At 41.2% G+C, this 18,263-nt stretch carries 7 protein-coding genes; 2 read left to right on the plus strand and 5 right to left on the minus strand.

Features of this window, described 5'->3' with window-relative positions; genetic code table 11:
* On the plus strand, positions 1-5,939 hold a 5,939-nt coding region (locus BVH02_RS21445), incomplete at its 5' end, for a beta strand repeat-containing protein (RefSeq protein WP_394363990.1).
* 247 nt (positions 5,940-6,186) lie between these two features.
* Here the strand turns inward: BVH02_RS21445 and BVH02_RS14020 are convergent.
* Entirely contained in the window at positions 6,187-10,542 is a 4,356-nt protein-coding gene (locus BVH02_RS14020) for an AsmA family protein (RefSeq protein ID WP_086502090.1), read from the minus strand.
* A 1,075-nt stretch (positions 10,543-11,617) separates the two neighbouring features.
* Complete coding sequence (locus BVH02_RS14025; RefSeq protein WP_086502091.1) at positions 11,618-12,652, minus strand: RluA family pseudouridine synthase; 1,035 nt, start codon at positions 12,650-12,652, stop codon at positions 11,618-11,620.
* A 58-nt stretch (positions 12,653-12,710) separates the two neighbouring features.
* Here BVH02_RS14025 and BVH02_RS14030 point away from each other — a divergent pair, with 58 nt between their 5' ends.
* Positions 12,711-13,634, plus strand: coding sequence for a 1-aminocyclopropane-1-carboxylate deaminase/D-cysteine desulfhydrase (locus BVH02_RS14030; protein ID WP_086502092.1), 924 nt, complete (start codon positions 12,711-12,713; stop codon positions 13,632-13,634).
* Here the strand turns inward: BVH02_RS14030 and BVH02_RS14035 are convergent.
* From BVH02_RS14035 to BVH02_RS14045, 3 genes are all read right to left on the minus strand, one after another.
* Entirely contained in the window at positions 13,609-14,253 is a 645-nt protein-coding gene (locus BVH02_RS14035) for an AlbA family DNA-binding domain-containing protein (RefSeq protein WP_086502093.1), read from the minus strand. The two genes, BVH02_RS14030 and BVH02_RS14035, sit on opposite strands and share 26 nt — an antisense overlap.
* A gap of 357 nt (positions 14,254-14,610) precedes the next feature.
* The gene (uvrB, locus tag BVH02_RS14040) at positions 14,611-16,653 is read right to left on the minus strand and encodes an excinuclease ABC subunit UvrB (protein WP_086502094.1); all 2,043 of its coding nucleotides are present in this window, start codon (positions 16,651-16,653) and stop codon (positions 14,611-14,613) included.
* A gap of 347 nt (positions 16,654-17,000) precedes the next feature.
* Entirely contained in the window at positions 17,001-18,188 is a 1,188-nt protein-coding gene (locus BVH02_RS14045) for an Lnb N-terminal periplasmic domain-containing protein (RefSeq protein WP_086502095.1), read from the minus strand.
* Positions 18,189-18,263 lie beyond the last annotated feature (75 nt).

The raw sequence follows: 18,263 nt of genomic DNA on the forward strand, positions 1-18,263 counted from the left end.
ACATTCCTTTATCTGGAGGTTGCAATACGCCGGCAGTCAATGCTACAGGAACTATCACAGTCACCCAGAACAATACAGTGGCAACAGCTTCCAGTACTCCTACGCTTTGTATCAACACTGCCTTAACTAATATAACTCATGCCACCACCGGAGCAACCGGTATAGGAGCAGCAACTGGTTTACCAACAGGTGTCACCGCATCTTGGGCTTCGAATACCATAACAATTTCCGGAACTCCAACAACATCCGGAACTTTCAATTATTCCATTCCTTTGACTGGTGGATGTAACACACCTGCTGTAAATGCAACTGGAACTATCATCGTTACGCCCAATAATACTGTAGGCACTGCTTCCAGCACTCCTACTCTTTGTATCAACACTGCCTTAACTAATATCACCCATGCAACTACAGGAGCAACTGGAATCGGAGTTATAACAGGATTACCAACAGGTGTTACCGCTGCTTGGTCTGGTAATTTAATCACTATCTCCGGTACGCCTACCACTTCTGGGACTTTCAATTATTCCATTCGTCTCACAGGTGGATGCAACACGCCTATTGTTAGTGCTACCGGAACTATCACAGTCACTCCAAATAATACAGTTACATCAGCCTCTCCAAATCAAACACGTTGCATTAACTCAGCCTTAGCCAACATTACCCATTCCACCACTGGAGCAACAGGAATCGGTGTGGCAACAGGTTTACCAGCAGGTGTCTCTGCTGCCTGGTCTGGTAATGTAATCACCATCTCCGGTACGCCCACCGCTTCTGGAACTTTCAATTATTCCATTCCTTTAATAGGCGGTTGCAATACACCAGCTGTTAATGCTACCGGAACTATTACAGTAACAGCAGCAAATACCGTTTCAGTAGCATCTTCCTCTCCTATTCTCTGTATTTATACACCTGTGACGCCCATCACTCACACCACAACCGGAGCAACCGGAATAGGAGCGGCTATTGGATTACCAGGTGGAGTGACCGCATCAAGGTCTGGAAATACAATTACAATTTCCGGTACACCATTCGTTTCTGGAACTTTTAACTATTCAATACCACTAACAGGTGGATGTGGATCTGTTGCTGCTACAGGAACTCTAATTGTCACACCAAATAATACAGTAGGTGGCGCTTCTTCAACTCCAACACTTTGTATCTCTACTCCACTAACTAATATCACACATACCACCTCGGGAGCAACTGGAATTGGTTCGGTCACAAATTTGCCAGCCGGTGTCTCTGCTGCTTGGTCTGGTGATATCATTACCATATCCGGTACTCCTACAGTATCTGGAACTTTCAATTATTCCATTCCTCTCACTGGTGGTTGTAACATACCCGCTGTGAATGCTACCGGTACAATCACGGTCACACCTAATAATACTGTTACCTCTAGCGCACCAAATCAAACTGTTTGTATCAACAATGCTTTAAACAATATCATCCATGCCACCACGGGAGCAACCGGTATAGGAGCAGCAACAGGTTTCCCTCTCGGTGTGACTGCTGCTTGGTCTGGTAATACAATCACCATTTCCGGTACACCAACACAATCTGGTACATTCAATTATTCCATTCCTCTATCGGGCGGCTGTAACACTCCGGCTGTCAATGCTACAGGTACAATCACAATTACTCCGAACAATACAGTAGGAACAGCCTCAACTGCACCAACACTTTGTATCAATACTCCTTTAACCAACATCACACATGCTACTACTGGTGCAACGGGAATCGGTGCGGCAACAGGCTTACCTGCAGGTGTTTCTGCTGCCTGGTCGGGTAATGTAATCACCATCTCCGGTACGCCTACCGCTTCTGGGACTTTCAATTATTCCATTCCTTTAACCGGAAGTTGCAATACACCGGCGGTCAATGCTATTGGAACTATTACAGTTAATCCAGCTACCACAATTGTAAGTGAAAGTCTAGCTGCACAATCCATTTGTATCGGTCAAAACTTTACAGGCATTTCTATAAGCGCTACGGGTACAGGAACTTTAACTTACCAATGGTATGGCAATACGGTCAATAACAACACGAGTGGAACTGCGATTACCGGAGCAATTTCACCTTCTTACACCCCACCTTCTTCACTTCTTGGCACCAACTATTATTATGTGACTGTCACAAGTAGTTGTGGGCCAATTAAAACTTCAAGCGTTTCGGGAGCATTTATTGTTGATCCAATTACTTCCATTACTACCCAACCAGATGACACTGGGGAGTTCGATTGTTTTGGAGACGGTTTTGATCCTATTTCAGTGGTTGCAAAAGGCGGTGACCTAACTTACCAATGGTATAAAAATACTGCTGCCTTAAATACAGGTGGAATTGCAATGACGGGACCCCAAATGGCCACGTTCACTCCTCCTTCCACTATTCTTGGAAATTCTTATTATTATGTGATTGTAACCGGAAATTGTGGAACTGAAATCTCAAATGTGTCTGGATTATATACAGTCAATGAGCCTGAGACTACCATAATCCAACATCCCTCAACTGATTCAGAAACATCTTGTCAGGGGGGAATTCCTTTCTCTGAATTAATTGTAGAAGCGCAAGGTGAACCATCAGTCACTTATCAATGGTACAGTAATTCATCACCCTCAAATACTGGAGGAACTTTAATCTCCGGAGCTACTTTACCAAATTTTACACCACCAACTACTTCCGTTGGAACCTTTTATTATTATGCCACCGGATCCAGTGCATGTGGTACAGTGCCTACAGATGTGTCAGGCGCCTTTACAGTTACCCCTTTAACAAACATAGATTCAGAAAGTCTTGCTGCCCAAACCATTTGCTTCACCGATAATTTCACTCCTATTTCTGTTACTGCATCTGGTTCTGGAACTCTATCTTATCAATGGTATAAAAACACGGTAAATAATAATACGACAGGAACATTAATTTCCGGAGCAAATTTACCAAGCTATATCCCTCCATCTTCGTCCACAGGTACTAACTTCTATTATATTATAGTTTCTAGTGAATGTGGTCCAGCACAAATCTCAAATCCATCTGGCGCATTTACAGTGACTCCTACTAACACAGCAGGTGCTGCCTCAAGTACTCCAACACTTTGTATCAACACTGTCTTAAACAATATCACCCATACAACGACTGGAGCAACCGGAATTGGAGCAGTAACAGGATTACCGGCTGGTATCACCGCTGCATGGGTTGGGAATTCTATTACTATTTCTGGTACTCCTATCGAATCCGGAACTTTCAATTACACTCTCCCACTAACTGGCGGATGTGGTGCAGTAGCTGCAACAGGAACTATTATAGTCGAGCCAATAGCGACAGTTTCTCTGCCTTCTGTTACATTCCCGAGTGTCTGTATAACTTCTCCGACATTATCCCCTTTCACTCAAACTACTACGGGCGTTACAGCAATAGGTGTACCTACTGGATTACCTCCGGGAATTTCGGCATCTTTTAATTCCACAACTGGATTAATTACTTTCTCCGGGACAGCCACCACAATAGGCTTGTATAGCTATAGCATCCCACTTGTAGGTAATTGTGTATATGGTCTAAATGCAACCGGGACAATTGATGTAACTCCGGTATATAATATTACCTCTGTTTCTTCAGTTTCTGCCAGTAGCATTGGTGGCGCTGCAACCGTAACGTTTTATGGAAACCCTGCAACAATTCTAGATGGGACCTACAAAATAACCTATCAAATTAAACAAGCATCCGGTGCCTTTACCACAGTGGGACCAGTGGATGCAACAGTGGTAAATGGCAAAGGAACTTTCACAACTATCCCAATTAATAGCAATGTGGATACCTACACGGTCCAAATTTTAACCATCAAAAAATCAACTGATTTTTGTACAGTAACTTTAACTACTCCACCGACTACCTATTTTGGTGTCTGTTCAGCTGTATTTGGCAGTAATAGCACTTTTTATGTTCCTGCAGGCGTTTTCAGTGTTACGATAGAAGTATATGGAGGCGGTGGAGGTGGTAATGGAGGTGGTGGTGGAGGCGGTGGATATAGCATTCTAAAAAATATCCCTGTAACTCCAGGAGAATCACTTGCTGCATTTGTAGGCAATGGTGGAGGTCAAGGTCAAAATGGAGGCGTAAGTTATGTCACTCGTGATTCAAATATTGCTAATCAACTAGGTAATAGCTTGGTTTTGGCAAATGGAGGAAATGGATCTACTGCAGGAAATGCGGCAGGAGGTACATTTGACCCTCGATACACAGGTTCCAATGGTAATCCTTCAAGTGGAACCAATGGAGGTAAAGGAGCTGGTCCCTCAGGTGGAAATGGAGGAACAAGTGGAAATAATGGAACTTCACCTGGAGGTGGAGGCGGTAATTGGAGCTCAGGTAAAGGAATTGGAGGAAATGGTCTAATAGTAATTTCTTACTCTTGCCCGGATTCAGATATTAGCGATTGTATTAAGGTTATTGATGATGGATCCAAATCAGGATCTGGCATAATTGAATTCTCTTGTGATTATAGCTGGACAGCACCTGAAGGGCTACAATCATTCACCGTTATTGTTGGTAGCGGTGGTGGTGGTGGAGGCAGTGGATTTGGTTCTGGTGGCGGTGGATCAGGTGCATTAATTTTACAAAAGTTTAGTACTTCTAACCCATATGGTTTACCTGCCAATGCAACTTTCCCAATTACGGTAGGTCAAGGTGGGAATGGTGCAGTAGGTGGAACTAACCCTGGCTTTACAGGAAATCCCTCTACTTTTTCTGGAACTATAGATGGAAGTTCCATTAATATATCCGTACACGGTGGCGGTGGCGGCGGGTCTCAAAGCTCCATTGGAGGAGCAAATGGCGCTTCTGGTGGAGGTGGTGGTGCAAGACCAAATCCTGGTGCTCAAGCTGGGGTAGGTGGAAGCTCTATTCCTATTGTGTATTCCGGCACTGATGTAATATTATACCAAGGTAATAAAGCAGGAGATGGAGCTCATAGCAATTCTCAAAATTCCATTGCGGGTGGTGGTGGTGGTGGTCTGGTTGCATTTGTACCCTCAGATCGTCCAAATGGCAAGGCTTCAGGGAATGGTCAGGGTGAGGGAGGAGATGGAGGTAAAGGTGTCTCACTTACGATGGGAGATTCTCTTCGCCAATTTGGTGCGGGTGGAGGTGGAATTGGTGAATATTTCAATGGAACAGAAAAAGTCGGGATAGGTGGATCAGCCAATGGAGTTAAACTTGGTGGGGATGGAAATTTAGCGAATCCATCTGCTATCGGTGGAGCAGGAAAAAATAAAACCGGTTCTGGTGGTGGAGCAGGATACGGCGGCGGAGGCAGAGGGGGCAATGGTGTCGTTTATATTTATTTTGATATTTTACGCATCCTTTCAGTAGAGTACCTTTATTTCAATGCCACCTATAACCGGGAAGAAAGATCAGGATTATTAGAATGGGCTACCTCTAAAGAGTGGGAAAACTCAGGGTTTGAAATAGAGAGATCGGTAAATAACACTAACGATTGGGAAAAAATCGGCGAAAATGCAGGAAGTGGATATACTGATGCTGCTACAGCATATTCATTTACTGACAAAGAACTACCAGCATCCGGTGGAAATGTTTTCTATAGATTGAAGCAAGTGGACTTTGATGGGTCATTCGGCTACAGCGTGGTCAAGTCCATACAGGTAGCAGCTCTGAAAGGGAAAAGCAATTGGGTAGCCTACCCTAACCCAAGCTCTTCAGGTGACTATGTTGTAATTGACTTACTTGACCTGTCTGCCTATAATGACGAACCTATAGTTATGCTGATCTCTGATGTAAAAGGTGTTTCAAGAACCTACACTTTAAAGCAGCCAAATGAGGTATCTGAAGTAGTCAATGACTATTTAGATCAAGCACATGTGGGCCTATATATAGTACAGTTGATATGGGGAGAGCAAAATCAGCAACTTAAGTTAATGAGGAAATAGACAAATTTTTTATATCAAAAGCCCTTTTAGAGTTGATTCTAAAAGGGCTTTTTGTATTACTAATAAATACTGCCTGGCATCAAAGTCCTAAGAAATTTTGGCTGCCATTGTATAGAAATTGCTTCTTGATCAGAGGTTATAGAATTTGGGGAAGTTTGAAAATGTATCCTAAGTAGACAATACTGGAGAAACGAACGAAGACGACAAACATGCCTTATTACCCAATTCTCTAATCACTATATATACCTTACTCCTCCTCATCTTTTCTTTTTGGAGCTTTGGCTTGCCCCAATCCCACAGCACCTTTCAGCCCGCTAAAAGTTGCCCTCCACCAGCCTCCAAAAATAAACTTGGTCTTATCACGCTCAAAATACACCCTTGATGTCACTCTATTGTTAAACAGCTTTCTAGGATTACTTTTCTTTGTGATGGTATTAGCCAAAAAAGTCATCAAACCCAACTTTCCTCGCCCTCTCTCCAGTGTTAAGGAATCAAGAAATTCTATATGCAGATTTTCATACCTAAAGTTCATTTTCCCTTTAGCCACAGCATCATCAATCTTGAAATTCCATTTTCCATCCGTCACTTTTCCATCAACAATTCCAATAAACGTTCCTCTTGAGATCATATTATTCAATTTAGTCAAATCAAATTCACCTAATTCAACCTCCACTTCCATAGGATAAGGAGCCCCAAAACTCATATCCGCCTTAATAGTAACATCACCATCTCCCATCAACTGGGCCGTAGCAAATAATACGCTGGACTTCAATGGGAATTCCTCCGAACTTTTTCGTAACACAAAAGGCGCTATAGAAGCATCAACATCTTCAAAATGAATAGAGCCGGGAAGCATGGCTTTGGGAGCAAACTCCTCATATCTAACCAGCCCATTACGTACAATAACAGAATCCACGTCCAAATCAAAGGGAGCATTTTCCATCAAATACTGTGGCATTTGCTTGACAATACCTTCTTTGAAAGGGATCCTCTTATCTCTGAATACATCCAGCTCCAAACCATCCACTCTTAGTGCGTGAGCCTTTAAGATGTTAGTGCGAAAATATTCTTCAAAATCAATGTCCTCAAGATGAATTTTTGACACAAAAGCATCCATTGTATTATCCTGAAAACCCTTTTTCCGCAAAAACTCATAGCGACCCATTGTTGGATTGAAAAACACACTGTCGAGAATGATCGAATTATTCAAATACTTAATCTTTCCTATTTTAAGTTTATTGAGACTATCCTTTGTATAGACTTGATAATTAGTAAGTGAAAGACTCAAGTCTTTTTCTAATAGCAATTGAGGACTTACATCACTGCCTTTCCTCATCAAATCAAGATTCAGATCTTGCAATCCAAGGTTTACATTGTTAAATGCCATTCTTGGAATCTGACCCGTCTCCTTGTTATTAAGCACAATTTTTCCATTTTTGATCAGCACATCCTGAAGAAGAATAGCTTCTATTAAGCCACCATTTACAGCACTTACAGAATCAGGCTTAAGTTTAGGCTTTCTAACTTTATTCGCCGTATCGAGATACACCATAATCTTTGGATTCAGTAGCCTTAGCTGAGTAAGGTCAAACACCCCAGTAGATTGTATCTCACTTATAGAATTATTTTTCACTCCAAGTTCATCTATTTTAGCAGACAAAATAGGAGAGCCAGGGTTTCCTGTGATAGTACTTGGGACAATTTCAAAATTAGAAAAAATAGTTTCCGAAGATGAATTATCCACATACAGATTAGAAAATTTGATCGTATGGATACTGTCGGGTAAGGTATAAGAAAAATCATTTAGCGTCAGGTTGATCGCATCAAATAACCCTGCTATGTCTTTCTGTGCATTTGCCGTGGAATCCAGATTCAGTCCTTTTATCTCAAGGTCAAAATCTGTCTGAATAGACTCAAAATCATCCTCTCCTACTCTATAATTAATACTCAATTTTGAATTTGTTGCTTCTATATCCCCAATAGTAACTTTCTCAATGGATTTTGGCAAAGTCGTACCCACACCCTGACTAAATTTTTCTTTGGAGTCTTCCTTTTGAAAATCCCTTTTAACTTCAAGAGTTATCCCACTTCCATCCACCGCGAGTTTATCCAGATTCAGTATATTCTCGAATAAGAAAGATTCAATATCCACACCCTCCAGAGACACACTAGGTAGATTCAAGGATAAAGCAATTTTGCTCTTAATAGACTTACTTGGACTCAGCGTAAGGTTATCGATTTCTATTGTCTTAGAACGGGAATTAAATCGGAGGCCGTCCGTGTCTACATCGTAATTTCCACCTGCCACACTGAAGTCATATTTCCTCAAAATCAGATCGATCTCATCTGAGAAAAACGTTCTTTCGGGACTTTTAAGCTGTCCTTTTTCAAGATAAAAGCCTTTCAAACTAAGAGAAAGGCTATCCTCACTTAAAGAGAGATTTTTCTTACCTGCAAAATTCTCATACTGAACTTGCCCATTACTAAAACTTATAGAATCTATCTGAATGGATGAAAAATAGGATGTCAACAAGTCTTCGATCTCATCTGTAGATTCTACTTGTACTGTAGAATTTCCGCTACTCTTTTTCCTAAACCTGGTCAAGTTAGCAATCGGTGATGGCACTAGAATCTGCCGAATAATGAGCTTTTCATCCAAATAAGCCGACATCAAATCAATCCCCTCTACTCTAAACTCAGGAATGCTGATATCAAGAATGACAGACCTGCCATAGGTATCCAGAATTGCCTGAGTAGAGTCTGGGTTTTCTGGCCGAAGCGTAAAGTTATTTATCACCACTAAGGATTGTTTCGAATCTATCAGGACCCTATCTGCCAAAAACTCATGCAAATTATCACGCAATTTCAAGCGGTATTTGTCCAAACTAAGTACCATACCTTCCGCCAAGAACTGGTTTTTTACATCTTTGGTCGAGTTTGGCTGCAAAAATACTTCTTCAAGCAACAGACTAAATTTCTCAAACCCAATATCATCACTCCTCAGTCCCTTCTCATTTTTGAACTGAACTTCACCATCGCGAAGGTCCATTCTACCAATCGACAACTCGTTCATATAGCCCTCCAATAGCTCTTTTACTGGTATACTAGCTTTACTTTTATCGCTTTGACTGATCTCAGTGATCTCGACTTTAGGCGATTGTACAAGCATCTCATCAATTTTGAAAACTCCTTCATTATACAAACGCTTCAAGTTTGCTTTGGAAAGTGTCAGTTTCGGTAAGGAAATTCGCATAATTTGATTAGCCAAACCTTTTGCCAAAGCATCTTCCTTAGGCTCTACATGAACGTTCTCTATGATAATTTCATCTTTAAAAGAAGAAACACTCATCCGGTCCCCGTAGATGACATGGACATTGTCTGACAAGTACAAATCCGCATTCTCGATATCCATGGCAGCTTCTTCTCCATAGAAAAATTGGTTAGTTTTCCTTGACTCATCATCGCCCAAATAAAAATTGATCATCTTAAAATCAAGTTTCTTGATATCAATCCGGTTTTTCAGCGTGTCAGCGATGCTGTATGTTGTGAATTTCCCATTATTCACTGAGAGCTCTTGGACTTCAAAAGACTTCAAAACCCCTTTTATCAATTCATTCAGATTTCCTGTAGCTGTGCTATCTTTTTCACTGTAACTATTATCCTCAACTTTAATCTGTGGATTGTTAAGGATAATTTCGTCAATCAGGACATTAGAAGTCATGAAGGCTTTGTTAAGATCCACATTCCCTACACGGAGCGCACTTAATCTAACCTCGTAATACGCTTTACTGTCAACTGATTTATCAGAATTAAGCCGGAAATCAGTAATATTAATCACGTTGTCCAGCGAGCTTACATAGACTTTTTCCGCTTGAATGGAATGCACCCCATCAGGCAAAGGGAAGTTCACATTTTCCAGATCGAACTCAAACCCTCTAGCGTTGAAGGGTGTCGCCCACACGTCTCTGGTGGTCCAATTGATATCTTCGACAAGCAATCGCGTATTTTCAGCCTTTAGTGAGTTCTGACTTAGAAAATTCAAAAAGAACAGATCTGCATGGTTTATCTCCAATTCACGGATATACACACCCGTGAAATTAATTTTATCAATAATCTTTTTCAGCTCGTCCTCAAGAGATTTTACTGGAGAGCCTGTCGATTCTCTGGTTGAATCAACTTCCAAAAGTTCCTTTGAAGGCAAATCCATACTAATATTTGGATTGTCAAACTCTAATCTACCCACATACAAGATTTCTTCTGAGAAGTCATACCAGAGATTTTTTAGCGCCAATTGATCTAGAGACAAATCAAATATTGCCTGCGTTTGGTCTGGCCTTCGCTCTCCTATAGGCTTCATCACTATCCCGTCCATGAAAAGTCCACGACGAAACAGTGAAAATCTAACTCTATTGAAATCAACTAAATAAACATCCTTGGCGGCCTCATTGATTTTACGCCTTGCCCAGTTGGAGAGCAGAAGATTGGAGCCAAAATAGACTACAAACTCTAAAAAAAGTAGAGCTAAGAAAGTAAACATTACCCATCTAAGAACCTTCTTTCTAAAAGGGTGTCTGGAATGCTTCGTAATATGCTCTTCTGTCATTCAGGTGATTTTTGTCTAAAATAGACATTTAAGAACAAATCTAAACGAAAAAAGCAGCACTTAGGTGCTGCTTTTTTTTGCTGTAGGAGAAGGATTCGAACCTCCACGGAGCAGTTAGGCAATAGTCCGGTAGAATTACGCTTTATTCTTGAATCCCCACCCCCGAGACAGGAGGGCTTGTCTGCCAATTTCAACATCCTACAAGGTTGAATTTTCACTCGCTGCTAGCCATTTGCCAGCTTTGATGGTTTTTTTAGAAAACCAAAGTTTAATAGGTTTGAGAGGACTAAAAATAGTCCAAAATAACGCTTGCCCTTAAGCAAACTTTTATTTCGCTGGGTCAAAATTAGAAAAACCTGCCATTTATTAAAATTTTAATAAGAATTAATTATTTTTTTTACAGTATTAATATTTAAAAACATGTTTCAATACCATATCAATAATTATAAACGTAATTAGAAGACGCTATTTAACTATTCAATAATTGAGTCTCTGCGTATATTTGCAATAGCTTATTGGGAAAAGATATAACTAAACCAAATTAAAGCTAATCTCCATTTTGGACTGGGCATAAAAAAACCATGAAACAAAATTTCATGGTTTTAGTCAATTAACAATAAACCCAAAATAACCTGCTGTAGGAGAAGGATTCGAACCTCCACGGAGTAGTTAGGCAAATTTACGAGCTCGCTAAATGCTTTATCCTATAACCTCCACCCCCGAGACAGGAGGGCTTGTCTGCCAATTTCAACATCCTACAATGATGTGTATTTTAAATATATTCTGGGTACTTAGAGTGCTTACCGTTTGTTTGCTCTCTTTCAATACTTCAAATATAGCAGACGGGTTTCTTTATTAAAAATAATTCAAAAAATATTGTGAATTTTTACAGTATTTTTAATGAAATCGATTGAAAAATACAGTATCGTTAAAAATGAGTTCTTTTACCAGTTCCAAATTATCTATATTTCAATGAGAGAGCTCATAAATGACAATACGCTCATTAAACGGCTATTTTATTGCCAAAACATTAATAAAAAAGATAATTCATTGAATATTTAGCAATCAAATCCTGTTATTCAAAATTCACGTAGTTTTCCCACTTATCCAAAACAGATTGGAAATCCTCTGGTAAGGGAGCTTCAAAATACATCTTTTCCTTTGTCGCAGGATGTATGAAACCCAATGACATTGCATGCAAAGCTTGGCGAGGTAGCAATTCAAATGCATTGTGAACAAATGCTTTATATTTTGAAAACTGGGTTCCTTTTCTAATTTTCTCTCCACCGTAGGTCGCATCATTGAAAAGCGGATGCCCAATGAATTTCATGTGTGCTCTGATCTGATGGGTACGGCCTGTCTCCAGATTGCACTGCACCAGGGAAACGTACCGTAGCCTCTTTAACATTTTCCAATGTGTCACTGCATGCTTGCCTTGGTTTCCATCAGGGAACACATCCATGATTTTTCTGTTCTTGGCACTTCTACCAACATGCCCAGTTACGGTCCCGAATTCCTCATCCATTTCCCCCCAAACAAGTGCCTTATATGTCCGCTCAATGGTGTGATGGAAAAATTGCGAAGCTAAATGCGTCATCGCATCCTCAGATTTGGCAATAACGAGTAGCCCAGAAGTGTCTTTATCTATTCGATGCACCAAGCCTGGCCTACCTTCATTTCCTTTCATCTCAGGCAAATTCTGAAAATAATACACCAAAGCGTTCACCAAGGTACCTGTCCAGTTGCCATGAGCTGGATGCACGACCATCCCCGCTTCTTTATTCACCACCAACAAATGCTGGTCTTCATAGATTATATTTAGCGGAATATTCTCTGGAACCACCTCTGTATCTCGTGGCGGTTTACCGAAAAGAACCCGGATATCATCCAGAGGTTTTACCTTATAACTACCCTTGATAGATTCGCCATTAACTTGAATCGCACCCGAGTCTATGGCTTGCTGAATCTTATTTCGAGTAGCAAAAGCGATCTTATCTGTCAAAAATTTATCGATCCTGATGGGGGTCTGACCTTTATCGATTAGAAACTTAAAATGCTCATAAAGTTCTAACTCTTCGTCTTCAAAATCTTCGTCTGGTTGCATGCTCATGCTGCAAAAATAGGATTATCAAGCTTAACTTTGGCTACTCTGCAAAAAAGCACCGAAAATGCTCATCCAAAATCCAGTTCCCGTCCAGTCTCTTACCCATACTTTACTTGCTGAAAAAGCAATTCAATTGTCCGTGAAGCGCCTGGATTTAGTCCATTCTGACGTTTCTGGAAATAAATTTTTCAAGCTCAAATACAATGTAGAAAAGGCAATCCATGAAGAAAAAAGCACACTATTGACTTTTGGAGGGGCTTTTTCAAATCACATCTATGCTACTGCCGAAGCTGCAAACGCGGAAAAGCTACTATCTATAGGAATAATCCGTGGGGAAAGAACAGAACCTCTAAATGCTACACTTGCACGTGCAGAGCAGTTGGGCATGCAGTTCCATTTTATTGATAGAAAAAGCTACAGAAATAAGATGGAGCATGAATTCTTGGATAGCCTGAAAGATAAATTCGGTAATTTCTATCTAATTCCTGAAGGCGGAACCAACGAGCTAGCCATCAAAGGAACTCAAGAAATTCTCGATTTAGAAGATGAGCAATTCACCCACGTCTGCAGTTCTATAGGTACAGGAGGCACGTTTGCAGGTCTCTATTCTTCATTAGCAAACAGTCAAAAAGCACTTGGCTTTTCCTCATTGAAAGGAGATTTTATTCATCAGGAAATCACTGACCTACTCCAGCAGCATAAGCTGAGCAGTCTAGGCTCTTACGAAATTTTCACTCAGTACCACTTTGGTGGATACGCCAAATACAAAAAGGAACTTATCGATTTTATGTGGTGGTTTTACGAGAGTTTTGATATAGTTTTAGACCCTATATATACTGGAAAAATGGCCTTCGGAATCTGGGATTTGATCCAAAAAGACCATTTTCCTTCTGGCTCAAAAATAGTAATGATCCACTCTGGAGGACTTCAGGGAAATGCTGGATTTACAGAAAGAACAGGGATTAAACTTCCGAGTCTTTCAGCGTAAAGTAATCTTCTGATTCCCGCGGGTGGATTTTCAGCACGTTTGCCAGCACCAGTCTAACCAGCGTTTTGGAAGCCATAAACCGCGGTAGCTTCGCAAGCTTGGCAAACTCCTTTAGCGTAATTCTGTCGGAAACTCCCAAAGCTTTCATCAATATCTCTTCCTTTGTACCATAAGTAAAAACCATGTCTTTAGGATTTTTACCTCTGCGTAAAATCTCCCAAACCTCCTTGCTAGCCTGCACAGATCGGTCAGCTACACGTATATAGCCTTGTTTTCTATCTTTTTCTTTCAAGTAATGCGGACGATTCAAGCTTACTGGAATTTTAAAAACAGCTACACCTTTTTTATCATTGAGTTTAAATGAAATTACCTCGTATTCTATTACAGGAAAAATAAACTCTTTGATGGCTTTTTCCATCACATAAATCTCCTCCTCGATGTACCGCTGCCCACTGACAGTCCCATCATCATCCACTCCGATGAGCAGATCTCCACCGGAAGTATTGGCAAATGCAATCAGTTCACGAACAATTTTCTCAGGAAAAGTCGCCTTCTTCTTAAATTCTATTTTCAGACCCTCACCTCTTGCAGCGAGCAACTTCACATCCTGCAGCGTCATTTTTATAGATTTTAGATGGGGTTAATTGTAAGTAACAATTGATTCAATGTTGGAGAATCCAATTATAAAGAAAGAGAAATTTCGCTTCTAGTCTATTGAGCATTTCGTTCCCTAGGAACGTTTGGTTGGAAGAAAGCTGAGTTTATTTACCAGACGTTCCTACGGAACGAGGAAACAAGCTTGTTTCCGATTGAACTACCGACTAGTTGTTCCGATGGAACAATCCATCTACACTCCTACTTAATTTATATTCTACACAAGATCAAAGAGATGTCAATTGCGTTCTCTGCGAATCCCGATAGCTATCGGGACTCTGCGTTTTCTCTGCGGTTAAAACATTCTTCGCGGTTAAAGATCCTATTTACGAACCCCTTGATTTAGTTGATCCAACCTTGATTTTTGAGATTGCCACTCATCTCGTAGTCTCGCTGCTTCCATGAAGTTCAGTTCTTTTGCCGCTTTTTCCATCTGCTTCTGCGTCTGCTGGATCAGTTTCTCCAGCTTTTCTTTGCTGAGGTATTGCACCACTGGATCCGCCGCCATACTCTGTTCTCCAGGCATAGGCTCTGCATAGTATTTCGCGTTTTTCTTCGAGTCAGCAACTTTAGTCTGGCCCATGATTTTATCATGTGACTTCACTACAGTAGTCGGCGTAATGCCATGCTCCAAATTATACTCGATTTGTAAGACCCTTCTTCGCTTCGTCTCATCCATCGCCAATTGCATGGAGTTAGTAATCTTGTCCGCATACATAATCACACGGCCCTCGGAATTTCTTGCTGCTCGACCAATTGTCTGCACCAAACTTCGCTCATTTCTCAAGAAGCCTTCTTTATCCGCATCCAAAATCGCCACTAAAGAGACCTCTGGCAAATCCAATCCTTCTCTCAACAAATTCACGCCTACAAGCACATCGAAAACACCCAATCGTAATTCTCGCAGGATTTCTACTCGGTCTAGCGTTTTCACTTCAGAGTGAATGTAACGAGACTTTACCCCAGCTCTTTCTAGAAACTTCTGAAGTTCCTCAGCCATTCTTTTGGTCAGGGTAGTCACCAGTGTTCTCGCACCAGATTTAATCGTCTGATCTATTTCCTCCAGCAAATCATCGATTTGATTTTGGCTTGGTCGCACCTCAATCGTAGGGTCCAAAAGTCCAGTTGGCCGGATGATTTGCTCCACAACCACTCCTTCGGTTAGGGACAACTCATAGTCCGCAGGTGTTGCCGAAACATAAATAGCTTGATTCGTCAGCTCCTGAAATTCTTCAAATTTCAGGGGACGATTGTCCAATGCCGAAGGTAATCGAAAACCAAAATCAACCAAATTGATCTTTCGAGATCGATCTCCGCCCCACATTGCTCTCACTTGCGGTAAGGTCACGTGGCTTTCATCCACTATGAGTAGAAAATCATCTGGGAAATAGTCTATCAAGCAAAATGGCCTTGCTCCTGGTGCTCGCCTATCGAAATACCTGGAATAGTTTTCCACTCCTGAGCAATAGCCCAATTCACGCATCATCTCCAAATCAAACTCCGTTCGCTCCTGAAGTCTTTTCGCCTCAGCAAATCTGCCTTCTCTTTCAAAGAAATTTACCTGATCCACCATGTCGTATTGTATCTCATGAATGGCTGTTTGCAGCGTGTCTTTTCCCGTCACAAATAAGTTTGCAGGGAAAATAGAAATAATTTTTTCGTCATTTAGCTTCTTTCCAGTCGCTGGATCAAAGCGCTGAATCGCTTCAATCTCATCTCCCCAAAAGAAAATCCTATATCCCCAATCGGCATAGGCTACGAAAATATCCACTGTATCACCTTTCACCCGAAAAGTACCATGTGTCAGTTCGAGTTGCGTGCGGCTATATAAAATATCGACCAACTTGAACAGCAACTGATTTCTGGGAATGCGATCACCTTCTTGAAGCTTGATAACATTTTTAGAAAACTCATCTGGATTTCCAATACCATAAATACAAGACACCGAAGCAACCACAATCACATCCCTACGCCCAGTAAGCAATGCGGAAGAAGCACTCAATCGCAGCTTCTCGATCTCTTCATTGATCGAAAGATCCTTCTCTATATACGTGCCCGAAGTAGGGATGAAAGCCTCTGGCTGATAATAATCGTAGTAGGAAATGAAATACTCGACGGAATTCTCGGGAAAAAACTGCTTGAACTCCCCATACAGCTGCGCCGCCAGAGTCTTATTATGACTGAGAACCAGGGTAGGTTTTTGGGTTTGCTGAATGACGTTTGCTACTGTGAAAGTTTTACCAGAACCAGTAACACCGAGTAGCACCTGTGCCTGATCGCCATTGTTTACGCCAGCGGTGAGCTGTTCTATAGCCTTGGGCTGATCTCCAGTAGGTTGGTAATCTGAGGTAAGTTTAAATTCCATAAGCTTCGTCCGAAAATACCCAACACCAATCCTCTATGCAAAAGTTTACTTAGGAAAGAATTTCTAAGACATTCGTAAGATGATTTGAAAAGGCGGATTATCCTCAATCAAAAAATTGAGGTAAGGCATCAGGAAAAGCAAATCGTAGCTAAATCAAATCCTTGCCAAAGGCAAGGCCTGTAACAGCCCAGAATGAAATTCTGGGTTTCAAAGAGAAGTTTATTTTTTAGAGTGCCAACGGCACGATCAATAAAAAACTAAAAGAAACAGCTTCATTACTAACTTACCCCCTAGCATATTAATTTCGAATGATGAATACTGAATAATGAAATGGTGAACTCATAGGCTTACACCACTTTTTTAAACTTCCCCACATTATAATACAGGTAATTCGTTCTGAGGATCATTACCAAAAGCAAAGGAATCAGGCTAGGGTGAAAAGATTGCCAGCCCAAAATCCAGAATACCACCGCTGCATCTGCCATAATCAAGGCAAACAGCAAGTACTTTAGCACCCAAGGTTTGATAGTTTTCTTGAGCAAAACAATCGCTAGGACTAAGTGGCCAGGGAAAGCCCAGAGAATATTCCAATTGTACCTGGTAGAGGGGATTTCCGAACCTATCCAAAGCAAGGATATTACGATCCCTATGATTCCTAGGATACCAAAAAAAGCCACATCAAAACCCACAAAAAGCTTTTTCTTCTTAAATCCTAGGAAGGTTATTGCTGTGAAAATAAGCGCTACTAGCCAAAAAATCCAGTATGGATTGATTGCTCCAAATGCCCCTTCTGCTTTCTCAAATTTCAAAACATCTCTACTCTTCTCCACCAAAAGGCGTGTAGGGCCATCGCCTTGGATTTCTGCCCGAGCAAAAGCTCCTTCCACATACTTGGGTAGAAACTGCTCCTCTAGCGGAGTGGCGTCTTTATCTAGGCGTGATCCTAACGCAAGATCAATTCCCAGATCCGACCATGTCATAAAATATACCATCTCGTCGATTAGACCACGAAAACTCATATCTACCGGCTCACGCACGGCATCGTTCCAAACGAGCTGATCTCCCAGCACAGTGGCTAGCGCGTCACGCACCCGAGTAGCACAGTTATCAAAGAAGAAATCATACCGATATGCCCGATTCTCTGGCAGGTAATTGTTCTCCAGAAACCTGATTAAATCCAACTTCTGCTGCTCATTTAGATCAAGTACCTGCTCCCGCACGGAGCGCTGAAAGTAATCGTATTCGGCTATAAAGCGATCAAAAGTGGAAACCGAGAGAAAGTAATCCAGTCTGCCTCCAGCAAAGTTTAAGACAAAATTGGGCGCGCCAAAGTCAAAGGTGCCGTAGTTATAGACCACATCCCTGCCGGTAGTCAGCTCTGTGACCCGAATTCCGCTATGCCCAAAGGAGCTGTAGATCTCCTCGCCGGGATCGCAAGTCAGGAGGGAGATTTGGTATTGCTGGGCTTGAACAGCACCTAACCAACTGATAGTCAGTAAAAAAATTAAACTAATTGCTATTTTTTTAAAATTCATTTCACTAAATTAATAAACGCTTTTTTAGAATACTTTTTCTAATGAAAATACGGGACATAACGTTGGCCCAGGAGG

Source organism: Algoriphagus ratkowskyi (assembly GCF_002150505.1).
Taxonomy (GTDB): domain Bacteria; phylum Bacteroidota; class Bacteroidia; order Cytophagales; family Cyclobacteriaceae; genus Algoriphagus; species Algoriphagus ratkowskyi.

Bases quoted from the DNA above. Each gene is read 5' to 3' on its own strand.
- BVH02_RS14025 (WP_086502091.1), bottom strand. From the start codon at position 12,652: ATGAGCATGCAACCAGACGAAGATTTTGAAGACGAAGAGTTAGAACTT.
- BVH02_RS14035 (WP_086502093.1), bottom strand. From the start codon at position 14,253: ATGACGCTGCAGGATGTGAAGTTGCTCGCTGCAAGAGGTGAGGGTCTG.
- BVH02_RS14020 (WP_086502090.1), bottom strand. From the start codon at position 10,542: ATGACAGAAGAGCATATTACGAAGCATTCCAGACACCCTTTTAGAAAG.
- BVH02_RS14030 (WP_086502092.1), top strand. From the start codon at position 12,711: ATGCTCATCCAAAATCCAGTTCCCGTCCAGTCTCTTACCCATACTTTA.
- BVH02_RS14045 (WP_086502095.1), bottom strand. From the start codon at position 18,188: ATGAATTTTAAAAAAATAGCAATTAGTTTAATTTTTTTACTGACTATC.
- uvrB (WP_086502094.1), bottom strand. From the start codon at position 16,653: ATGGAATTTAAACTTACCTCAGATTACCAACCTACTGGAGATCAGCCC.